Source organism: Burkholderia sp. SJZ089, from assembly GCF_007828315.1.
Classification (GTDB): Bacteria; Pseudomonadota; Gammaproteobacteria; order Burkholderiales; family Burkholderiaceae; genus Burkholderia; species Burkholderia gladioli.
On record NZ_VIUM01000003.1, the window covers coordinates 42441 to 63441 of the forward strand.

Genomic DNA, 21001 nt, shown 5'->3' on the forward strand with positions numbered 1-21001 from the left:
GGGAGGGTATCGATGATTTTCATGGTCTCCACGCTGGTCGGCTGCGGCACCGTGTTGGTGCTGAGCCTGCTGCTGCGCTCGGCCGTGCAGTTGCGACGGGCGGTGCCGAAGGAGGATCGCGCCTATTCCGATCCCCTGCCGCGCTGGCTGCGGTTGGTGTGGCCATTGGTCAACCTCGTCGAGCACGGGATCGGCGAACGCCTCTCCGACGCCTATGTCGCCCGGGTCGAGCTTCAATTGCGGCTCACGCACCTGATCTTCCTGATGACGGCGCGACAGTTCATTGCCCTGAGCGTCCTGTCCGCCGCGATCGCGAGCTTGATCGCGGTGTTCGCGATGCTCGCGCTCGACAGCTTTTCGCTGCTGGTGCTGCCGCTTGCCGCCCTGCTCGGCTACAGCTACCCCCGTATCTGGGTACGCGACGTACGACGCGCCCGGGTGGTGGCGATCCGCAAGCAGCTGCCGGTCTATCTCGACTTCCTGACACTGGCCGTCGAGGCCGGGCTCAACATCAACGGCGCGATCCAGAAAGCGGTCGAGAAAGGGCCGGACGGCGCGCTGCGCAGCGAGTTCGAACATGTGCTGCGCGACCTGAAATCCGGCCTGAACCGCGCCGACGCGCTGCGCCGTTTCGACGAACGGCAGGACATCAAGGAAATCACCAACTTCGTCGGTGCCGTGATCCAGGCCGAGCGCATGGGTTCCGGGCTTGCCGGCACGCTGCGTTTCCAGTCCGAACAACGGCGCGCCGAGCGTTTCCAGCGTGCCGAGAAGCTCGCGATGGAGGCGCCGGTGAAGCTGGTGTTTCCCTTGATGATGTTCATCTTTCCCGTGACCTTCGTGGTGCTCGGTTTTCCGATCGCGATGCGCTTCGTGCAGGGAGGCTTTCTGTGAGGCATGGCCGGCTGTTCGTGAGCGGGCGGGCGACCGGCGTGCGCGTGGCCCTGGCGGAATCGGCGCGCGAGCGGCTGCGAGGCCTGCTCGGGCGCGACGCGCTAGCCGAGGACGAGGCGCTGTTGCTCGAGCGCTGCGCCAGCGTGCACACCTTCGGGATGCGTTTTCCGATCGACGTGCTGTTCGTGAATCGCGCGGGCCGCGTCCTGGCCGTGCACCGCGAGGTGCGGGCATGGCGCGTCCTGATGCACTGGCGTGGCGCCAGGACGCTGGAGATGGCGGCCGGTGCCGCCGCGCGTCATCGAATCGGCCCGGGGGCGACGGTCGTGCTGGGGGACCTGACATGAAGCTCTGTCGCGCAGGCGCGCGCATTCGCCAGGGCGGCCAGTCGCTCGTCGAGTTCGTGATCGTGGCGCCCGTGCTGCTGTTCTTCTGCTTCGGGCTGCTGCAATACGCCTTGCTGTTCCAGGCCCGGGCGACGCTCGATTCGGCCACGCTGGAGGCGGCTCGCGAAGGGGCCGTCAATCACGCCGAACTCGATGCGATGCAGCGTGGCCTGGCTCGCGGCCTGTCTCCCCTCTATGCGTACGAGGCGAACGCAGCCGGCGCGAGCGTCGCGTTGGCGCGGGCCAACCAGGCGGTACGCGACCGTGCCCGCATCGCCATCATCAACCCGACGCGCGCGCAGCTCGACGATTTCGGACAGACCCGCTACGACGCGCAGTCGCGCAGCACCGTGCGGGAGATTCCGAACGAGCTGCTGCGCTATCGAAAGACCAATATCGGTCGCGAGTCGGGCACCAACATCCAGGATGCCAACCTGCTGAAGATCCGCGTGCACTACTGCCATGAGATGGTCGTGCCGTTCGTGAATCGTGTCGTGTACTACGCGATCAACGGCATCGGCGCGGTCGGGCTCGACGGCCTGACCGCCACCGAGCCGGTCGACGCGAACCACGATCCCTATGGCGCGCCCGTCAAACCCGACTTCCTGTGTCGACGCAAGCTCGAGGACGGGCGCATGACGGGGCGCTGGCCAATCGCGCTGGAATCCGAGGTCGTCGTGCGGATGCAGTCCGCCTATCGCGGCGCGAGCGGGCAGGACATGGAGCGATGAGTCGGCGGTGGGTGGGCCTTCGGTCGGCGGCGGTCGGGAAGGGTTGCCGGCGGCGGCTTGTCCGGCTCGTGATGATCGCCTCGCTTGCATGCGGAGCCGGGGAAGCGGGGGCCGGCGGCGTGATGATGATCGTCGGCGGCATGCGCGACGCCCCGCGCTCGGCAAGCGCGCCGACGCGCGGCGTGATGCTGACGTTCGATACCGGAAACCCACTGCCGGATGCCGCTCGGGATCTTCACACCTCTTTGCGCGTGATGGCGCTCGCGCCGCTGGTCGGCGATATCGCGCGCGCCTGCGGGCTCGACGCGGCGCTGCTGCTGGCCGTCATTCATGCCGAATCGGCGGGCGACCCTCGGGTGATTTCCCCGAAGGGGGCGGTCGGCCTGATGCAGTTGATGCCCGCCACGGGGGCGCAATACGGTCTGAGCGACCCGTTCGATGCCAGGCAGAACATCCTGGCCGGCGCCCGTTTCCTCGGCGGCCTGCTGCAACGCTATCGCGCGCGCGAACTCGCGCTGGCCGCGTACAACGCCGGCGAGGGCGCCGTGGCCCGCCATGGTGGACGGATTCCACCTTACGACGAGACACGGGCTTATGTCGCGAAGGTGCTCCGCCTTCACGCGCGTTATGCACGAGGCGGCGAGGTCGCGTGGCGGGCGGGTTCCGCGTCCACCGGCCGTTGCGGCTCCTGATAGTCCATTGATGTCCGATCGCCGTCGCGGCGGTGGCTGCCGCGGCGTTCGCCTTTCCTGCCTGCCAGGCGCCGTATCGGCGCACCGGCGCTTCTTCGGAGCCTTGAGATGAATTCACGATTTCCCGTTTACGGCAACCCGCGTCGCGCTTCGCTGCCGCGCGCCGGCGGCGCGGTCGGCAAGCGCCTGCGCGAGCTGGCCGGCGAATTTCGCGCCGCGATGGCCGCCGGCCGCTATCGCGCCGCGCGACAGTTGGCCGAGCGCGCGTTGGCGCTGGCACCCGGCAACCCGACCGTGCTGGGCGACTATGCACTGTGCCTGATGCGCGAAGGCCGTCATGAAGACGCCTATCGTGTCTATCGCGACATCGAGGCGCTGGCACCGGCGCGCCAGCAGCAACTCGCGCCGACCTGGATCGACGGCCTCGCCGAAGCATGCGGGTGGCTCGGCAAGCACGACGAATTGCGCCGCTACGGATATCGCTCGCTGGCGGCCGCCGACGCGCGCTTCTCCGTCCGTCGTCAGTGGGCGGTACCGCCGGGTCGGCCAACGCCTTTCGACGCCCGGCAGCCCGAGCGGAACGTGATCGCCTACAGCCTGTACGGCGCGAAGCCGCGCTATTGCGAAACGCTGGTCATGAACGCCCGGATCGTCGGTGAGCTGTTTCCGGCATGGACCTGCCGCGTTTATCACGACGACACCGTACCGGATCATGTCCGCAGCCGACTGAAGGCGGCGGGCACGACGCTGATCCGGGTGGACGACGCGCTACGCCTGGCCATGCCGGGCACGATGTGGCGCTTTCTCGTGCTCGACGATCCGGCGGTAGCGCGCTTCATGATCCGCGACGCGGACGCGCTCTTGTCCGAACGCGAGCCCGCCGCGATCGAGGCCTGGCTCGACAGCGGACGCTGGTTCCACCACATGAGGGATTACTTCACGCATACCGAGCTGTTGCTGGCCGGCATGTGGGCCGGCTGCCGCGGCGTGTTTCCGCCGATCGCGCCGCTGATGGCCGACTTCGTGCGCAGTTGCCCGGACGAGCGCAGGTTCACCGACCAGTACTTCCTGCGCGCCGTGTTGTGGCCGACGATCCGCGACAGCGTGCTCAATCATGACGAGCTGTTCGGATTCCACGATGCGCGCCCCTTTCCTGCGCATCCGCCGGTGCGCTGGCGCGACGTCGAATTCCATGTGGGCAGCAATGCGAGCTATCGCGCTGTCGGCGGCCCCAGTGCGCTTGCCGACGGCGCCATGCAGACGGTGACCCTCGATGACGGCACGAATGGATCGTTTCGTTACGACGCGATCGTGCGCGATGGCCAATGGTCTCTCGAGTTGCCGTTCTTCCTGATCGAGGCTTTCGAGAGAGGCGACTTGTCAGTCTCCGTGCCAATCATTGCCTGATATCGGCAAGGGTAATTTTTCATAAATCTCATAATAAAAAATGCCAATAACCATTCATAAGAAATGGATTGAATCTTGAGAATGGCGGATTAAGACGTTTCCTTACGATTTTGTTGGCTATCAATCATCGATTCGGCATTGCTGCGGAAAGCATGAAGAGGGGTTGTCGATATTTTTCCTGCTCTGACGAGTCAGCTTGTTGAGACACGGCGTTTCTATCGAGAATTTGTTGTCGTTTTTACGGGAAGGCCGCTGAATTCATAAATAAAAAATCCAATATCCAGTGGAATTGTGTTTGTGAGTTATTCAGTCGATGTTCGACAATCAATCAAGGAATTGACCGTGAGTAATCATGTCATCAAGCTCGCCGCAGTCAGCGGCAAGACCATTACCCAAACGATCGAATTGCAGCCGGGCGTGGCGGGTGCGCCGGCAAGCCTGGATGCGGTGGCGAACGGCAAGTTCGTGCTGATCGACGAATCGACCGGCCTGGCTCCGCGCCAGGTCGCCGTGAAGCGCGTCGGCCAGGATCTGCATATCGGCCTGGAAGGCGCGAGCGCGGATCAGCCCCAGGTCGTCATCGAGAATTACTACGGCTCGGGCTCCCAGCTGGTCGGCGAGGCGGAAGGGGGGCAGTACTACGAATATGCGGTGTCGTCGAACGCGAATTCGGGCGCGGCCCTGTCGTCGCTTGCCGAGGACGCCGGCGCGTCGGTCGAGCTGAGTCAATCGAGCCTGCTGCCTGGCTTCGCCGACACCATGGCGGCCGCGCCGGGAGCGGGTGCCCTCGGTCTCGGCACGCTCGGCGCCATCGGCGCGGCCTTCGCGGTGCCGGTGGCGGTGCTCGCCGGCGGCCTGGTCGACAGCGCCCGCGGCAAGGACGACGCCGTCGACGATCGGTTGACCGAACATCCGCAGACGAAGGCCGGCCCGGCCGCGCCGCTGCTCACCGGCGTCTACGACGACGAAGGCCCGCAACTCAAGGCGATTCCGGACGGCGGCTATACCGAGGACATCACGCCTGTCTTCAAGGGGCAAGGGCACACGCCCGGCGATTCGATCGAAATCTGGAACGGCAGCGAGCGGCTCGGCCGTACCACCGTCGACGCCGATGGCAACTGGTCCTTGTCCCTCGACGACGCGCTGGTCGGCGGCACCTATACGTTCTCGATCGTCGAGGTCGACCCGCTCGGCCACGCGAGCGATCCCACCCAGTTCACGATGACGGTCGACACCTCGCCGCCGAGCCGGCCACTGATCGATCGCGTGGTCGACGACGTCGATCCGCACGTCGGCATCGTCAACCGCAACGAGGCAACCAACGATACGCGTCCTACCATCGAGGGGCGCGGCAAGATCGGCTCGATCGTCTACGTTTACGACAACGGGGGTTCCGAGGCGATCGGCAGCGTGAAGATCGGCGAGAGCGGTACCTGGTCGTTCCGCGTGCCGGACGAACTGAGTGAGGGCAGCCACGGTTTCACCGCGCAGGCGCAGGACCATCTGGGCCGCAAGAGCAGCATGTCGAAGCTCTACACGGTCGATGTCGACACCACGCCGCCGGGCCAGCCGACGATACTCCAGGTGGTCGACCATGTCGGCTCCATCCAGGGCACGCTCGAGAATCACGCGGTGAGCGACGATCCGAAGCCGGTGTTGTCGGGGCAGGCCGAGGCCGGCTCGATCGTGGCGATATATGACGGGGACACCCGAATCGGATCGGTCGTCGCCGATTTCAGCGGCGCCTGGACCTTCACGCCGCGCGTGCCGCTGACCGAGGGCGAGCATGTGCTGACGGTGAGCGCGGAGGACGAGGCGGGCAACGTTAGCGTGCCCAGCGAGCCCTTCGTCCTCGAAGTCGATGTGACGCCGCCTGCACCGCCGGTGATCGTCGAGGTGATCGACAAGGTCGGGACCGAGACGGGCCCCCTGAATCCGCACGACGTCACGGACGACGCGCAGCCTGAGTTGAAGGGCGCGGCCGAGGCTGGCAGCCTCGTGCTGATCTATGACACGGTATTCGGCAAGCAGGTGCTGCTCGGCAGCGTGGTGGCCGATGCTGACGGCAACTGGGCGTTCCAGCCTTCGTCGCCGTTGCCGGAGGGCGACCATCGGCTGACCATGATCGCGCGCGACGCGGCCGGCAATGAAAGCGAGGTCAGCGACGGGTTCGACTTCACGTTGCAGGTTGGCGGCGTGCCGGTCATGGCGTCCATCACCGGCGTGTTCGATGCGGTCGAGCCTCACGTCGGCAACGTCGAGAAATTCGGCGTGACGAACGATTCGCAGCCGACCGTGATCGGTACCGCGGCGGCGGGCAGTATCGTCCAGATCTTCATGGACGGCAGGAACGTGGCCAGCACGACCGCGGACGAACTGGGCCGCTGGACGTACCGTCCCGAGGCTCCGCTCGCGGATGGCTCGCACATGTTCGCGGTATCCGCGCCGGCGCCCAACGGCGGCGGTAACTCGCAGACCGGTGAATACGCGATCGTGGTCGACACGACGCCGCCTGCCGCCGCGATGAACGAGGTCCTGATGGATGGCGTGGGTGAAGCGACGGGGCCGATCGCCAGCGGCGCGACGACGGACGATGCCTCGCCGATCTACACCGGCCGAGCCGAAGCGGGAGCGATCGTGACGATCCACGACGGGGGCAAGGTGATCGGCTCGACCGTGGCGGGCGAGGACGGCAACTGGACCTTCCGTTTCCCGCAGGCGCTGGCGGACGGCCCGCATCGCCTGTCGACGACGGTGACGGACCGGGCCGGCAACAGCAGCGCGCATGGCGAAGCGCATGAATTCACGGTGGACACCAGCCAGTTGGCGATCACGATCAACCAGGTGGTCGACCATGTGGGCGTGTCGCAAGGCGCCTTGCAGTCCGGTCAGCCGACCGACGACCCGCAGCCGGAGGTGATGGGCAAGGCACGCGCGAATTCGCTGGTGAAGGTGTATGTGGATGGAGAGGCGGCCGGCTCGGCGCAGGCGGACGCCAACGGCAACTGGTCGCTGAAGCTGCCAGACGCGCTGTCCGAAGGCAAGCATGCGATCACGGCGAGTTCGACCACGGAAGGCACGGAAAGCGAACAGACCAAGCCGTTCACGCTGAATGTGGACATCACGCCGCCGGCGCAGCCGGCGATCGAATCGGTGCAGGACGACGTCGGGGCCGTGCAGACCCCGGTCGAGAACCATGGCGTGACGGACGACACGACGCCGACGCTGAAAGGCACGGCCGAGGCGAACGCGCTGGTGACAATCCATGATGGCGGCACGGCGATCGGCTCGACCTTTGCCGACAACAACGGCCACTGGTCCTTCACGCCCCCGGTGAGCCTGTCCGACGGCGAGCACGGTTTCACGGCCACGGCGCGCGACGCGGCCGGCAACGAGAGCGTGGCGAGCGACATCTATGCGGTGAACATCGATACCTCGGGCCCCGGGCGCGTCGTGATCACCGGCGCGCTGGACGATCAGGCGCCGCAGACGGGCTCCGTGCCCGACGGCGGTGATACCAACGACACCAGCCCGACATTGCAGGGGACGGCCAAGCCGGGCTCGACCGTGACGATTCTCGACAACGGCGCCGTGCTGGGCTCGACCACGACCGACGCGTCGGGCAATTGGAGCTTCACGCCGGATCGGCAGCACCTGCTGTCCGAAGGACGGCATGTCCTGACGGCTCACTCGAAGGACTCGTCCGGAGCGAAAAGCGAACTGTCCGGGCCTTACGAACTGAATGTCGATACCACCCCGCCAGGCAAACCGTCGATCACGGAAGTGCACGACCAGGCGGGCGAGGAAACGGGCTTGCTCAAGCCGAACGACGTCACGGACGACGCGCAACCGGTACTGAAGGGCCAGGCCGAGTCGAACAGCCTGGTGATGGTCTACGACACGGTATTCGGCAGGCAGGTGCTGCTCGGCAGCGCGCGCGCCGATGCCGACGGCAACTGGACGTTCCGGCCGGCTTCGCCGCTGCCCGAGGGTGAGCATGCCTTGCAGGTGCTCGCGCGCGATGCGGCCGGCAATGAAAGCGAGCCGAGCGACGGGTTCGGCTTCGTCCTGCAGGTGGGAAGCGTGCCGGGCGTGCCGGCGATCACGGGGGTGTTCGATGGCGTCGAGCCCCAGGTCGGCAATATCGCGCCGGGAGGCGTGACGAACGATCCGCGGCCGACCGTGAACGGCACGGCGAAGGCCGGCGAGATCGTGCATCTGTACCTGGATGGCCAGGCGCTCGGCACGGCGATCGCGGGCGAGAACGGCCGCTGGTCATATCGGCCGGAATCGCCACTGAGCGAGGGCGAACACGCCTTTCATGCGATCGCCGAAGACGCGAACGGTGGCAAGAGCCCGGAGACGGGGCGCTACGTGATCGAGGTGGATGTGACCGCGCCAGCGGCCTCCACGAGCGAGACCCTGATGGACGGCGTGGGTGACGTGACGGGGCCGATCGCCAACGGGGCAACGACGGACGATGCCGCACCGATCTTTACCGGCCGAGCCGAAGCGGGAGCGATCGTGACGATCCACGACGGGGGCAAGGTGATCGGCTCGACCGTGGCGGGCGAGGACGGCAACTGGACCTTCCGTTTCCCGCAGGCGCTGGCGGACGGCCCGCATCGCCTGTCGACGACGGTGACGGACCGGGCCGGCAACAGCAGCGCGCATGGCGAAGCGCATGAATTCACGGTGGACACCAGCCAGTTGGCGATCACGATCAACCAGGTGGTCGACCATGTGGGCGTGTCGCAAGGCGCCTTGCAGTCCGGCCAACCGACCGACGACCGGCAGCCGGAGGTGATGGGCACGGCACGCGCGAATTCGCTGGTGAAGGTGTACGTGGATGGAGAGGTGGCCGGCTCGACGCAGGCGGATGCCAATGGCAACTGGTCGCTGAAGCTGCCGGATGCGCTGTCCGAAGGCGAACACGCGATCACGGCGAGCTCGACCATGGACGGCACGGAAAGCGGGCAGACCAAGCCGTTCATGCTGAATGTGGACATCACGCCGCCCGGCCAGCCGGCGATCGAGTCGGCATACGATGACGTGGGTTCGTCGAAGGGGCCGATCGAAAACCGTGGTGCGACCGACGATACGACGCCGACGCTGAAGGGCACGGCCGAGGCGAACGCGCTCGTGACGATCCATGACGGCGGCGTGGCGATCGGCTCGACCTTCGCCGACAGCCACGGCCAGTGGTCGTTCACGCCGGCGGTTGCGCTGAGGGATGGCGACCACAGCTTCACGGCGACGGCGCGCGACATGGCCGGCAACGAGAGCCAGGCGAGCACGCCGTTCGAACTGAGGATCGATACCTCGCTGGTGGAATTGACCGTGATCACCGACGTGATCGACGCGCAGGAGCCGCAAACGGGGTCCGTGTCGAATGGCGGGGATACCAACGACACGCGTCCCACCTTGCACGGTACCGCCGTGCCAGGTTCGACCGTGACGATCTTCGACAACGGCGAACGGCTCGGCACGACCGTGGCCGATTCCTTCGGAAACTGGCGTTTCACGCCGGACCAGGATCACCCCCTGTCCGAGGGCGAGCATGCGCTGACCGCGCAGTCGAAAGATGCGCAAGGCGCCGAAGGAGAGGTTTCCGAGCCGTATCTCGTCAAGGTCGATACGACCGCCCCCGAGGCGCCGTCGATCGTCGACGTGATCGACGATGTCGGCACGGTGACCGGATCGATCGCCCGGGATGAAACGACCGACGATACACGGCCGACGCTGAAGGGCACCGCGGAGCCGGGCAGCATCGTGTTTGTCGAGGATCGGATCAACGGCGCGACCGCCTTCGTGGGCTCGGCCTTGGTCGACGCGGACGGCAATTGGACGTTGCGGCCCGACACGCCGCTCAAGAACGGCGATCACCAGTTCGAGGCGATGGCGCAGGATGCGGCCGGCAACGAAAGCGTGGCGAGCGAGGTCTATGGCATCACGGTGATGCAGGGCGTGCCGAGCGCGCCGGCGATCACGGGCGTGACCGACGCGGTCGAGCCGAAGATCGGTCATGTCGAGCCGAATGGCGCGACCAACGACGCCCAGCCCACCGTCAACGGCACCGCCATGCCCGGGCAGAGCGTGCATGTGTCGATCGATGGCAAGGAGGTCGGCACGGCGATCGCGACGTCCACCGGCCAATGGTCCTATCGTCCGACCGCGCCGCTGCGGGACGGCGAGCACACGTTCAGCGCCAAGGCGGAGGGTGCCGACGGCCAGCTCAGCGAGCCGACCGGCCCGTACCCTATCCAGATCGATACCATTGCGCCGTCCGTATCCCTCAACGAAGTGCTGTATGACGATGTCGGCGTGCTGCACGGGCCGATCGGCAACGGCACCATCACCGACGATGCGACGCCGGCCTACAGCGGCCGCGCGGAAATCGGCGCGATCGTGTCGATCTACGACGGCGTCAAGCTCATCGGCTCGACCATCGTGAAGAGCGACGGGAGTTGGCAGTTCCGTGTCAGCGAGCCGTTGGCGGATGGCGCCCACAGCCTCTCGACGACGGTGACCGATCGCGCGGGCAATGTCAGCGGTCATGGCAAGCCGATCAACTTCAGCGTGGATACCAGCAAGGTGCCGATCGCGATCGACCAGGTGGTCGACCATGTCGGCGAGGTGCAGGGCGCCCTGCAACCGGGGCAGACGACCGACGATCGGCAGCCGGAAATTCGCGGCAAGGCAGGCGCCAACGCGATCGTGAAGGTGCTGGTCGACCAGCAGGTCGTCGGGTCGGTACAGGCCGACGAGAAGGGCCATTGGTCCTTGACCTTGCCGAACCCGCTCGCCGAGGGGGACCACCGGATCACCGCGACGGCAACCACGAACGGCGTCGTGAGTCCGCCGACCGCTCCGTTCGATCTGACGGTCGATATCACCGCGCCGGATCGTCCGAGCATCGATGCCGTGCGCGACGACGTGGGCGCCGTGCAGGGCTTGATCGCGAACGGCGGCGCCACCGACGACGCCACGCCGTCCCTGAGCGGGCGCACGGAAGCGGGGGCCCTGGTGACGATCAGCGACGGCGGGCAGCCGATCGGCTCGACCCTGGCGGACACGAACGGCAACTGGTCGTTCACGCCGGGCCGGCCGCTGGCTGACGGCGAGCATCGCTTCACGGTGACCGCGCGTGATCCCGCCGGTAACCTGAGCGAGCCGAGCGAGGCCTTCGTCATGCTGCTGGACACCTCGGCGCCGCAGCAGCCGAGCATCGCGGAGGTGATCGACGCCGTCGGGGATGTGACCGGCCCCTTGCACCAGGGTGATACGACCGACGACGCCCAGCCACTTGTGAAAGGCCTGGCCGAACGCGACAGCGTGGTGTTGATCTACGACACCGTGATGGGGGCGAAGCTGCTGATCGGCAGCGCACGGGCCGATGCCGACGGCAACTGGTCGTTCCGTCCGCAAGCGCCGTATGCGCCGCTGGTCGATGGCGATCATCACCTGAGCGCGGTGGCGACCGACGAGGCGGGGAACCGTAGCGAGCCGAGCGACGGCTTCGATTTCACCGTGCTGGTAGGCGGCGTGCCGACTGCCCCGGCGATCTCGGGCGTCTTCGATGCCGTGGCACCGCACGTCGGCCATGTCGAGCAATCGGGCGTGACCAACGACACACGGCCGACCGTGATGGGTACGGCGCCCGCCGGGCAGTTGGTCCATGTGCGTCTCGACGGCAAGGAGATCGGAACGGTCCAGGCCGACGCGAATGGCCGCTGGTCGTTCCGTCCCGAGACGCCGTTGAGCGACGGCGAGCACCGCTACACGGCCGTTGCGGAAGTGTCGAACGGCAAGCTGAGCGACGAGACGGGGGCATACACGATCGTCGTCGATACCACACCGCCGGCTGTCGCGACCGACCTGTCGCTGATCGACGGCGTGGGCACGGCGACCGGGCCGATCGTCGCCGGCGGCGTTACCGACGACGCCACGCCGACCTATCGCGGCAAGGCCGAGCCGGGTGCGATCGTGACGATCTACGACGGTGACCAGGCGATCGGTTCGACTCTCGTGCAGTCCGATGGAACCTGGCATTTCCGTCTGACGGAGCCGCTCGCGGAAGGCGCGCACAGCCTGTCGACGACGGTGACTGACCCGGCCGGCAATACCAGCGAACGCAGTGAATCGATCGCTTTCACGGTGGAAAGCGGCAAGGTCGACATTTCGATCGATCAGGTGATCGACCATGCCGGCGCCATCACGGGTGTGCTGCAGCCGGGGCAAGCCACGGACGACACGCAGCCGGAAATCAAGGGCAAGGCGACGCCGGACTCGCTGCTCAAGGTCTACGTGGACGGCGAACTCGCGGGCTCGGCGACGGCGGATGCGGATGGCCGGTGGTCCTGGCGTCCCGAGGCCGCGCTCGCCGAGGGCCATCATTCCATCACCGCGACATCGACGGGCGCGTCCGGGGAAAGCGACGCCACCAAGCCGTTCGACATCGTCGTCGATATCACGCCGCCGTCGCCTCCGACGATCGAATCGGTGGCCGACGACGTCGGCCCGATCCAGGCGCCGGTGCCCGACGGCGGGTACACCGACGACACCACGCCAAGCCTGGCAGGCCAAGCGGAAGCGGGTGCGATCGTGACGATTCGCGATGGCGACGCCGTGCTGGGTTCGACCGTTTCGGACGCGAACGGCCGGTGGAGCTTCACCCCGGCCGCCCGTCTTGGTGATGGCGAGCATGTCTTCACGGCGACCGCGCAGGATGCCGCCGGCAACGTCAGCGAGGCCGGTTCCGCCTATCGGGTTCATGTAAGCACGGCCGCGCCGGGCGAGGCCCACATCACCCAGGTGATGGACAGCGTCGGCCCGATCGTCGGTGACATTCACGAGATCGGCGTGACCGACGACACGATCCCGATGTTCACCGGCAAGGCCGATGCGGGCAGCATGGTGATGCTTTATGCCGAGTTCGAGGGCACCAGCACGTTGCTGGGCTCGACCCGTGTTTCGGAAAATGGCGATTGGTCGCTCGTGCCGGCCGACGACCTGGATGACGGTGTCTATCGCATCACGATGGTACTGACGGACCAGGCCGGCAATGTCGGTGCGCCGTCGGCGCCATACCTGCTCGAAATCGATACCGTGGCGCCCGCCATGCCGACGATCACGGACGTGATCGAGAACGTCGGCGGCGAAAGCGGATCGCTTGGCCAGCAAGGCGGGATCACCACGGACCATCGTCCGCAGATCGTCGGATCGGCCGAGAGCGGTGCCCTGGTCACGATCACCTCGGAGCACCTGGGCGTGCTGGGGAGCACCTATGCGGATGCGAGCGGGCAGTGGCGTTTCACCCCGGACAAGGCACTCGACGACGGGCTCCATGTGTTCTCGGTGATGGCAACCGATGCCGCTGGCAATCCCAGCGCCCGCTCGGGCAAGGTGACGGTCACCATCGAGCCCGAATCGAGCGCTTCACCGGATGCCGTCGACCCATCGGCCACGGCCGATTCGCTGTTCGGTGGCGAGCATGATCTTGCCTCGCATGTCGGCGGGAGCGATTCGCAGCAGAGTGCGAACGCGACGCCGCATGCCGACGAGGCACCGCGCGAGATGCCGCGCGAAGATGGGGCAGCAGCCCAGGCACGTGTTTCCGGGCAGGCCGAAAACGCGGCCCCGTCCGCCGAGCCGCATGGCGAACCCGAAGCCGGCGACGCCTGGGCGCTTGACCTGTCGAGGCTGTCGGCAGACGGAGCCCATGCCGCTGGTGGCGCGATCGGCCTGGACGCATCGGCGGGCAGCCCGCTGAAGCTGTCGCTCGACGACGTGCTGCAACACGGCGGCAAGGACCTGTTCATGGACGACGGTCGCACGCAACTGATGGTGAAGGGCGGCGCCCACGACATAGTCGATTTGTCCGGCACCTCCGGCGGCGATGGCGATGCCTGGGTCGAGCATGGCGCGACCACCGTCGACGGCGTGGCCTACACGGTCTACGAAAACAGCGCGCAGAACGCTGAATTGCTGGTCCAGCATGGTGTGACCACGCATCTGATGTAAGCGGAGGCACGACGCCCCGAGCGTTCGAATCGCAAGCCGGTTCGGATGCTCGGGGCGTCTTTTTGCATGGCCTTCTCCTCTGTTTCGAATCCCAGGGTATTCACATGAGCGTGATCAAGATTTTGCTTGCCGACGACCAGGGCGTGACGCGTGTCGTCGATCCCCGTCGGCTGGCGCCAGACGCAATCGCCAGAATCGAGGCGATGCCGAACGCGCGCTACATCCTCGTCGATGCGGAAACCGGCAAGGCACCGCTCGAAGCGGTGGTGCGGCGGCACGGCGACGATCTGTGGATCGGTGCCGATGGCGATGCATCGCCGCCGATCCAGATAGCGGATTACTACGGATCGGGCGGCAGCCTGCTCGCCGAAGGCGCGGACGGGCAGTACTACTCGTACGACGGGGCGTCGATCGGGGTGTCGACGCTGGCCGACGATGCCGTCGCCACGCTTGCCTTGCCGGGCGCGACGGTGCCCGACGCCGCTGCCGGCAATGCCGTCGGCGGGCCTGACTGGACCCCGCTCGGGATGGGCGCGCTCGGCCTGGCTGCCGTGGCTGCCGGTGTGGCGGTGGCATCGTCGGGATCCTCGAACTCGGTGCGGTCGATCCCGCATGACGCGGCGGCGCGTGACGACATGGCCGGCGCTCCCGTGATCCGTTACCTGCTTGCCGATGCGGAAGGTGGCGGTCGTATCGAGAGCACGGGCATGACAAACGATCCGCGCCCGTCCCTGGTCGGCACGGGAAACATGCCGGGGGATGCGATTCTCGTTTATGTCGACGCTAGCCTGGCCGGCGCGGCGACGGTGGCGCCCGACGGTAGCTGGTCATTCCCGATTCCCGCCGGGCAGCCGCTGACGGCCGGCGAGCACAGCCTGAGCGCGATCGAGGTCGGTGAGAACGGCAAAGGCGGTCTGGCCTCCGATCCTTTTACCGTGGTGATCGGGCCGGCGGTGCCGAGCCGTCCGCTGTTCGATTGGGTGATCGACGACGTCGAGCCGAGCATCGGCATCGTGAATCGGGGCGAGGCGACCAATGACGCGACACCGACGCTGAAAGGACGCGGGGAAATCGGCACCGTCGTGCTGGCTTACGACAACGGGGCCGCCGAGCCGATCGGCAGTACCAGGATCGACGCGAGCGGAACCTGGTCGATCGCGCTCAAAGCGCCACTCGCTGACGGCGATCACCATCTCAGCGTGGTATCGGTCAATCGCCTCGGCAACAGCAGCGCGCCGTCGCGCGACTACCTCGTGACCATCGACACCACCCCGCCGCCCCGGCCGGTGATCGAGGCCGTGCACGACGACGTGGGTCCGCTGACGGGCCTGGTCCCGGATCACGGCATGACCGACGATGCGTCGCCGACCTTGTCCGGCAAGGCTGAAGCTGGCGCCATCGTGGTGGTGCGCGACGGCCTCGACGTCATCGGATCGAGCGTGGCGGATGGGGAAGGAAATTGGAGTTTCGCCCCTGGATCGGCCCTCGCCGAAGCCGAGCACGTGTTCACGGTGATTGCCCGGGACGCGGCGGGCAACATCAGCATGCCGAGCGAGCCTCACACGATACGCATCGACGTATCCGGGCCAGGCACGGTCATGATCGTTCGCGTGATCGACGACGTGGAGCCGCACACCGGTGATGTGCCGAACGGGGGCGTCACGAACGATCCGTTTCCGGCCATGGAGGGTATCGCCAAGCCGCATGCGCGGGTGACGATCCGGGACGGGAATACGGTGTTGGGCTCCACGGACGCTGACGAACAGGGCAACTGGCGCTTCGTGCCGAATGCCGGCCATCGGCTGGCCGAAGGTGCGCATACCTTGCTGGCGCAGTCGACGGATCCACTCGGCCAGCAGAGCGAGCCATCGGCGCCGTATTACCTCGTGGTCGATACCGTGCCGCCGGGGCATCCGACCATCGACCTGGTCTTCGACGACGTGGGCGAGGAGCAAGGCGCGCTTGCCAGTCACGACTTCACGGACGACGCCACGCCGACCCTGCAGGGCCGGGCCGAGGTGGGCGCCAAGGTGGAGATCTACGATGGTGGCCTGCTGATCGGTACGACCATGGCGAACCTTGGCGGTCGCTGGAGCTTCACGCCGTCCCGGCCGCTGGACGAGGGCGCGCACGAGTTGACGGCGAAGGCGCGAGACGATGCGGGCAATCTCAGCGTCGCGAGCGATGTCTTCGTGGTGAATGTCGATACCACCGGCTGGCACAAGCCGCCGCCGCCCGCCATCCTGGAGGTGATCGACGACGTTGGCCAGGAGACCGGGCCGCTGAAGCCCCACGATCGCACCGACGATGCGCAGCCGGTCATCAAGGGTAGCGCATCGCCGCATGGCGTCGTGTTCGTGTTCGACAATGTGCTCGGCGTGACGCTGCAACTCGGCAGCACGCGGGCTGACGCTGACGGCAATTGGCAATTCGAGCCGGCACCGCCCCTGGCGCCGCTGGTCGATGGCGAGCACCGGCTCCAGGTGATCGTGCGCGATTCATCGGGCAGCATCAGCGAGGCCAGCGAGGCGTTTCCCTTCACGGTGCTGGTGGGCGGTGTAGCGAGCGCCGCGGCTATCACGGGCGTGCTCGATGCCAAGCTGCCCGGCAGCGGAAATGTCGCGCATCAGGGCGTGACGGCCGACGAGAATCCCACCGTGATGGGTACGGCGCAGCCCGGCAGTGTCGTACACGTCTATCTCGACGGTGAAGAGTTTGGCCGTGTGACGGCGGACGAGACGGGGCGCTGGTGGTTCCGTTCCGACAGTGCGCTGGCGCATGGTGAGCATCGCTTCACGGCGGCCGCGGAGAATGGCGACGGCACGCTCGGCGCGAGGACCGGTGAATTCCTCGTCGACATCGACATGGTCGCGCCGTTGCCGTCCACCGGCATGTCCTTGCGCGACAACGTGGGGCCGGCACGAGGCGCCATCGCCGACGGCGGCAGGACCGACGATGCAACGCCTGTCTACAGCGGCCATGCCGAGCCGGGCGCGCTCGTGAAGGTCCTGGACGGCGAGGAGGTACTGGGCCAGACGCGGGTTCAGCCCGACGGCACATGGACGTTCCGGCCGCTCGCGCCGCTGGCCGACGGCACCCACAGCCTGTCGACCGTGGTGGTGGACGAAGCCGGTAACCCGAGCCCGCGCAGCGAGGCGATCGACTTCAGGGTGGACACCTCGGCGGCGCACAGCCTGCCTGGCATGATCGCGCTCCATCAGGTGCTCGGGCATCGGGACCTGCTGCAGTCTGGTCAGCCGACCAGCGACGTCACGCCGGAAATCCGGGGCAGGGCGACGCCGGATTCTCTGGTCACGGTATTTGCGGATGGCGTGTCGTTGGGCTCGGTGCAGGCGGCATCCGACGGCAGTTGGTCCTTCTCGCCTTCCCATCCGCTGGCCGACGGCGAGTACCGGATCACGGCAAGCTCGGGAACCAGCCCGCAAAGCTGGGCTTTCGATCTGGTGGTCGACACCGAGCCGCCGGAAGTGGCGACGAACCTGAGGGTGTTCGGCAATCAGTCGGATCCGCTCGAACCCGGCATGGGCACCATCAACACGATGGAGCGGTTCAGGGGCAATGCCGAGCCTGGCGCGACGGTCACGGTCTACGACTACGATCGTGTCATCGGCTCGGCAACCGCGAGTGATGAATATGGCCTTTGGGCTTTCGTGCCGGCGCAGCCCTTTTCCCAAGGACGCCACAGTTTGACGGCGGTCGTGACGGACCAGGCCGGTAACAGCAGCGCGCGCAGCGAGCCCCGGGAATTCCGGGTCCTGGCGGTCAAGGAGGGGCACAACGAAGCCTGGATCGATGGCGCCGAATGGAAAGGTGGCGAGTTGCATTCCCGGGATTGGGCATACGGCCGCGTGACATTGAAGGGATGGTCGACGAGCGACACCGTCACGCTGTACACCAGAGGGGAGTTTTTTCCGATGAGCGGCGAGTGGGTGCAGCGAGACACATATCATGTGGATCGTGATGCCGATGGCCGGTTTTCTCTCGAGATCAGCTTTAGCAAACTGTTCGATCGGATACGCCAGCCACAAAACCTCCGTCTGGCGGCAGCGGAGGGCCTGCCGTCATTGCAGACCTTCACTCTGGTCTCGGCGATGTTTCCGCCTTGGATGCCGGGCGGCGAGACCTTGACCGACAATGTTGGCACGTCGCGAGGACAGATCCGCCCCGACGGCGTAACTGACGATGCGATGCCGATCTATCAAGGCAAGGGTGAACACTACAGCGAATTGACTAGTGTCGGCCCGCTGGTCACGATCTACGACGGCGATCAGGTGATCGGTCATACGCATGTCAAGCCCGACAAGACCTGGACATTTCGTCCGAACGCGCCCCTGGCGGACGGCCGCCACAGTTTCTCGGCCACCCTGTCCGATCCGGCAGGAAATACCACCGAGCGCAGCCCGGCACTCGACTTCACGGTCGATACCCGCTCCTTCGGCAATAGTAGCGGCGGCGATCCAGGCAGCATTCTCGCGATCCAGTCCGTGATCGACCATGAGGGTGTGATCGTGGGTGGGCTGCAGCCGGGCCAGGCGACCGACGAGCGGAGTCCGGAGATCGCCGGCGTGGCGCTTGCCAATTCGCTGGTGAACGTGCGCGTGGACGGCAAGCAGGTCGGCAGCGTGCTGGCGGATGCCGATGGCCACTGGTCACTGATCCTGCCGGTTGCCTTGTCGGAGGGCCGGCACAACGTGACGGCGTCTTCGGTGGGGCTCGACGGCAAGACCGTCACGACCGCGCCATTTTCCCTGGTGATCGATCTCACCCCGCCGGGCCGGCCGACCATCGATTCGGCCTTGGACGACGTCGGTCCGATCCAGCGGCCGACCTCATCGGGCAGCCGCATCGACGACAAGACACCCGGTTTCACCGGCCGTGCCGAGGCCGGCTCGCTCGTGATCGTGCGCGATGGCGACACCGTGCTCGGCTCGACGCTGGCCGACGCGGCCGGCAAATGGACCTTCACCTCGATCGTGCGCCTGTTCGACGGCGAACATGTGTTCACCGTCGTCGCGCAGGACGCGGCCGGCCATTTCAGCGAGCCGAGCGACGGCTTCAGGCTGATCATCGACACCGAGGCGCCGCAGCCGCCCGCCATCACCATGGTGATGGACGATGTCGGCTCGCTGGTCGGCAACATCATGGAGTCGGGCGTCACCGACGATACGAAGCCCATGTTCGGCGGCGTGTCGGAGCCTTTCTCGATCGTCACCCTCCAGGCCTTGATCGATGGCGAGCGGATCGTGCTTGGCTCGGCGAAGGCGGATGCACATGGCACCTGGTCCGTGGTGCCCGACGAGGACATGGACAGCGGCGTCTACGAGGTGAGGGCCACCGCCGCCGACATCGCGGGTAACGTCAGCGAGCCGTCCGAGCCTTATACGATGCGCATCGATACAAGCCTGCCCCGCGAGCCCCAGATCATCGACGTGATCGACGACGTTGGCGCCGAGATCGGACCGCTCAATCACGACGGCAGCAGCGTGACCGACGATGCTCGACCGCTGGTCAAGGGCATCGCCGATGCCGGCGCGCTCGTCTACCTGTATGACAGGGTGGGCACGATGTTGGGCCAGATCGGCAGCGCCAGGGCCGATGCGCATGGTGATTGGCGGTTCGAGCCGGCCGGGGATCTGCTTGACGGCCGACATGAAATCACGGCTCGCGTGGTGGGCGTGACTGGCGTTTTGAGCAACCCCAGCGAGCCGTTCCGTTTCACGGTCGACACGGCCGAGCCGCCGACGCCGGCCGAGCCGGTCATTACCGCCATCCATGATGATGCCCACCATATCGTCGCGCCCAATGGTTCGACGGATGCCTTGCGACCGCATATCGTCGGCACGGCGGCGGCCGGCTATCTGGTCTATCTCTACGAGAACGCGCAGGACCTGATCGGCTCGGTGCGCGCCGATGAGCACGGCCGCTGGTCCTACCTTCCGGACCACGATCTGGACGAGGGCGTCCACGCGTTCTCGGTGATCGCGGAAGGGCCGAACGGCGAAATGCTGGGGCCGAGCAATATGTACGTGATCGAGATCGAGGATGCCTGGTATCGACTGGATACGCTGTTCGCCTCGCCGCCGATCGACGACGCCGCGACCGATGCCGCGATGCATGCCACCGCCCGCGAGGTTCCGCCGGAGCGACATGTCGCGCATGCGGCAAGCGTCGCGCATGAGGCGCCGTCGGCTGCGGGAGCGTCGGTCACGTCGGCGCAGAGGCACGGCGAGGAGGCACCCGATGTCGGTCGACCGGGCAGCCAGCCCATCGCCGAGGCGGCTCGGCCGGAACCACGGGTGTCGCCTCATGTCCATGACGCTGCCGTCGGCGTCGAACCGGCATGGCTCGGCGAGGCGGCTCATGCGGATCGGACGGATGCTTTGAAGCTGTCGCTGTCCGATCTGCTGCAGGATGGTGCGCCGGACCTGTTCCCCGCAAACGGCAGTCTGGAGAAGCCGGCAACGTGCGCGGTCTCGGGCGCTGCCGATTTGCCGGGACTGGCGAGCGACCTATCCGACATGCGCGCGTCGAACGACGCAGCAGGCGCCGGCATGCCCCATCTCTCCCACGACAACGGCATGTCGCAACTGGACTGGTCCGTCTCGCACGGTATCGACATCCATTCCACCTGACGTTCCCTTGCCAATCCGACTGACGCGCAACTGTAGGCAGTTGCGCGTTTTCTGACCGGTCAGCTTTCCACGATTGGCCGCATTCCTCAGAATCCTCTGACGAATTTCACGTATTCAGGCTATTTCGCGTTGTGAGGGTACACGGTCGGCAGGCTTTCGCTGCTTCGCGCGCGTCGTGGGCGGCCAAGGTCGGTTTCGTTGCTTTCCGCCGCGTC

Annotated in this window: 7 protein-coding genes; all 7 read left to right on the forward strand. The window is 66.6% G+C overall.

What is annotated here, in order from left to right; translation table 11 throughout:
* Positions 1 to 12: 12 nt before the first annotated feature.
* The 7 genes from FB600_RS06300 (at position 13) to FB600_RS06330 (ending at position 20786) form a co-directional block, all read left to right on the forward strand.
* Positions 13 to 894 carry a type II secretion system F family protein gene (locus tag FB600_RS06300; RefSeq protein WP_096752181.1) on the forward strand — a complete coding sequence of 294 codons (882 nt, stop codon included), beginning with the start codon at positions 13 to 15 and terminating at the stop codon, positions 892 to 894.
* On the forward strand, positions 891 to 1241 hold the full coding sequence (locus FB600_RS06305; RefSeq protein ID WP_096752182.1) for a DUF192 domain-containing protein: 351 nt from the start codon (positions 891 to 893) through the stop codon (positions 1239 to 1241). Before FB600_RS06300 ends, FB600_RS06305 begins: the two co-directional genes overlap by 4 nt.
* Positions 1238 to 2011 (forward strand): TadE family protein, encoded by a 774-nt coding sequence (locus tag FB600_RS06310; protein WP_096752183.1) that lies wholly within the window; start codon positions 1238 to 1240, stop codon positions 2009 to 2011. Before FB600_RS06305 ends, FB600_RS06310 begins: the two co-directional genes overlap by 4 nt.
* A gap of 122 nt (positions 2012 to 2133) precedes the next feature.
* Complete coding sequence (locus FB600_RS06315) at positions 2134 to 2703, forward strand: lytic transglycosylase domain-containing protein (protein WP_244102685.1); 570 nt, start codon at positions 2134 to 2136, stop codon at positions 2701 to 2703.
* A 219-nt stretch (positions 2704 to 2922) separates the two neighbouring features.
* The gene (locus tag FB600_RS06320) at positions 2923 to 4110 is read left to right on the forward strand and encodes a tetratricopeptide repeat protein (RefSeq protein WP_230676383.1); all 1188 of its coding nucleotides are present in this window, start codon (positions 2923 to 2925) and stop codon (positions 4108 to 4110) included.
* Between the two features lie 342 nt (positions 4111 to 4452).
* Positions 4453 to 14133 (forward strand): Ig-like domain-containing protein, encoded by a 9681-nt coding sequence (locus FB600_RS06325; protein WP_145756387.1) that lies wholly within the window; start codon positions 4453 to 4455, stop codon positions 14131 to 14133.
* 104 nt (positions 14134 to 14237) lie between these two features.
* On the forward strand, positions 14238 to 20786 hold the full coding sequence (locus FB600_RS06330; RefSeq protein ID WP_145756388.1) for an Ig-like domain-containing protein: 6549 nt from the start codon (positions 14238 to 14240) through the stop codon (positions 20784 to 20786).
* Positions 20787 to 21001 lie beyond the last annotated feature (215 nt).

What these genes read in the sequence shown, in the direction of transcription:
- FB600_RS06300 (WP_096752181.1), top strand. Translation starts at nt 13, where the DNA reads ATGATTTTCATGGTCTCCACGCTGGTCGGCTGCGGCACCGTGTTGGTG.
- FB600_RS06310 (WP_096752183.1), top strand. Translation starts at nt 1,238, where the DNA reads ATGAAGCTCTGTCGCGCAGGCGCGCGCATTCGCCAGGGCGGCCAGTCG.
- FB600_RS06315 (WP_244102685.1), top strand. Translation starts at nt 2,134, where the DNA reads ATGATGATCGTCGGCGGCATGCGCGACGCCCCGCGCTCGGCAAGCGCG.
- FB600_RS06320 (WP_230676383.1), top strand. Translation starts at nt 2,923, where the DNA reads ATGGCCGCCGGCCGCTATCGCGCCGCGCGACAGTTGGCCGAGCGCGCG.
- FB600_RS06330 (WP_145756388.1), top strand. Translation starts at nt 14,238, where the DNA reads ATGAGCGTGATCAAGATTTTGCTTGCCGACGACCAGGGCGTGACGCGT.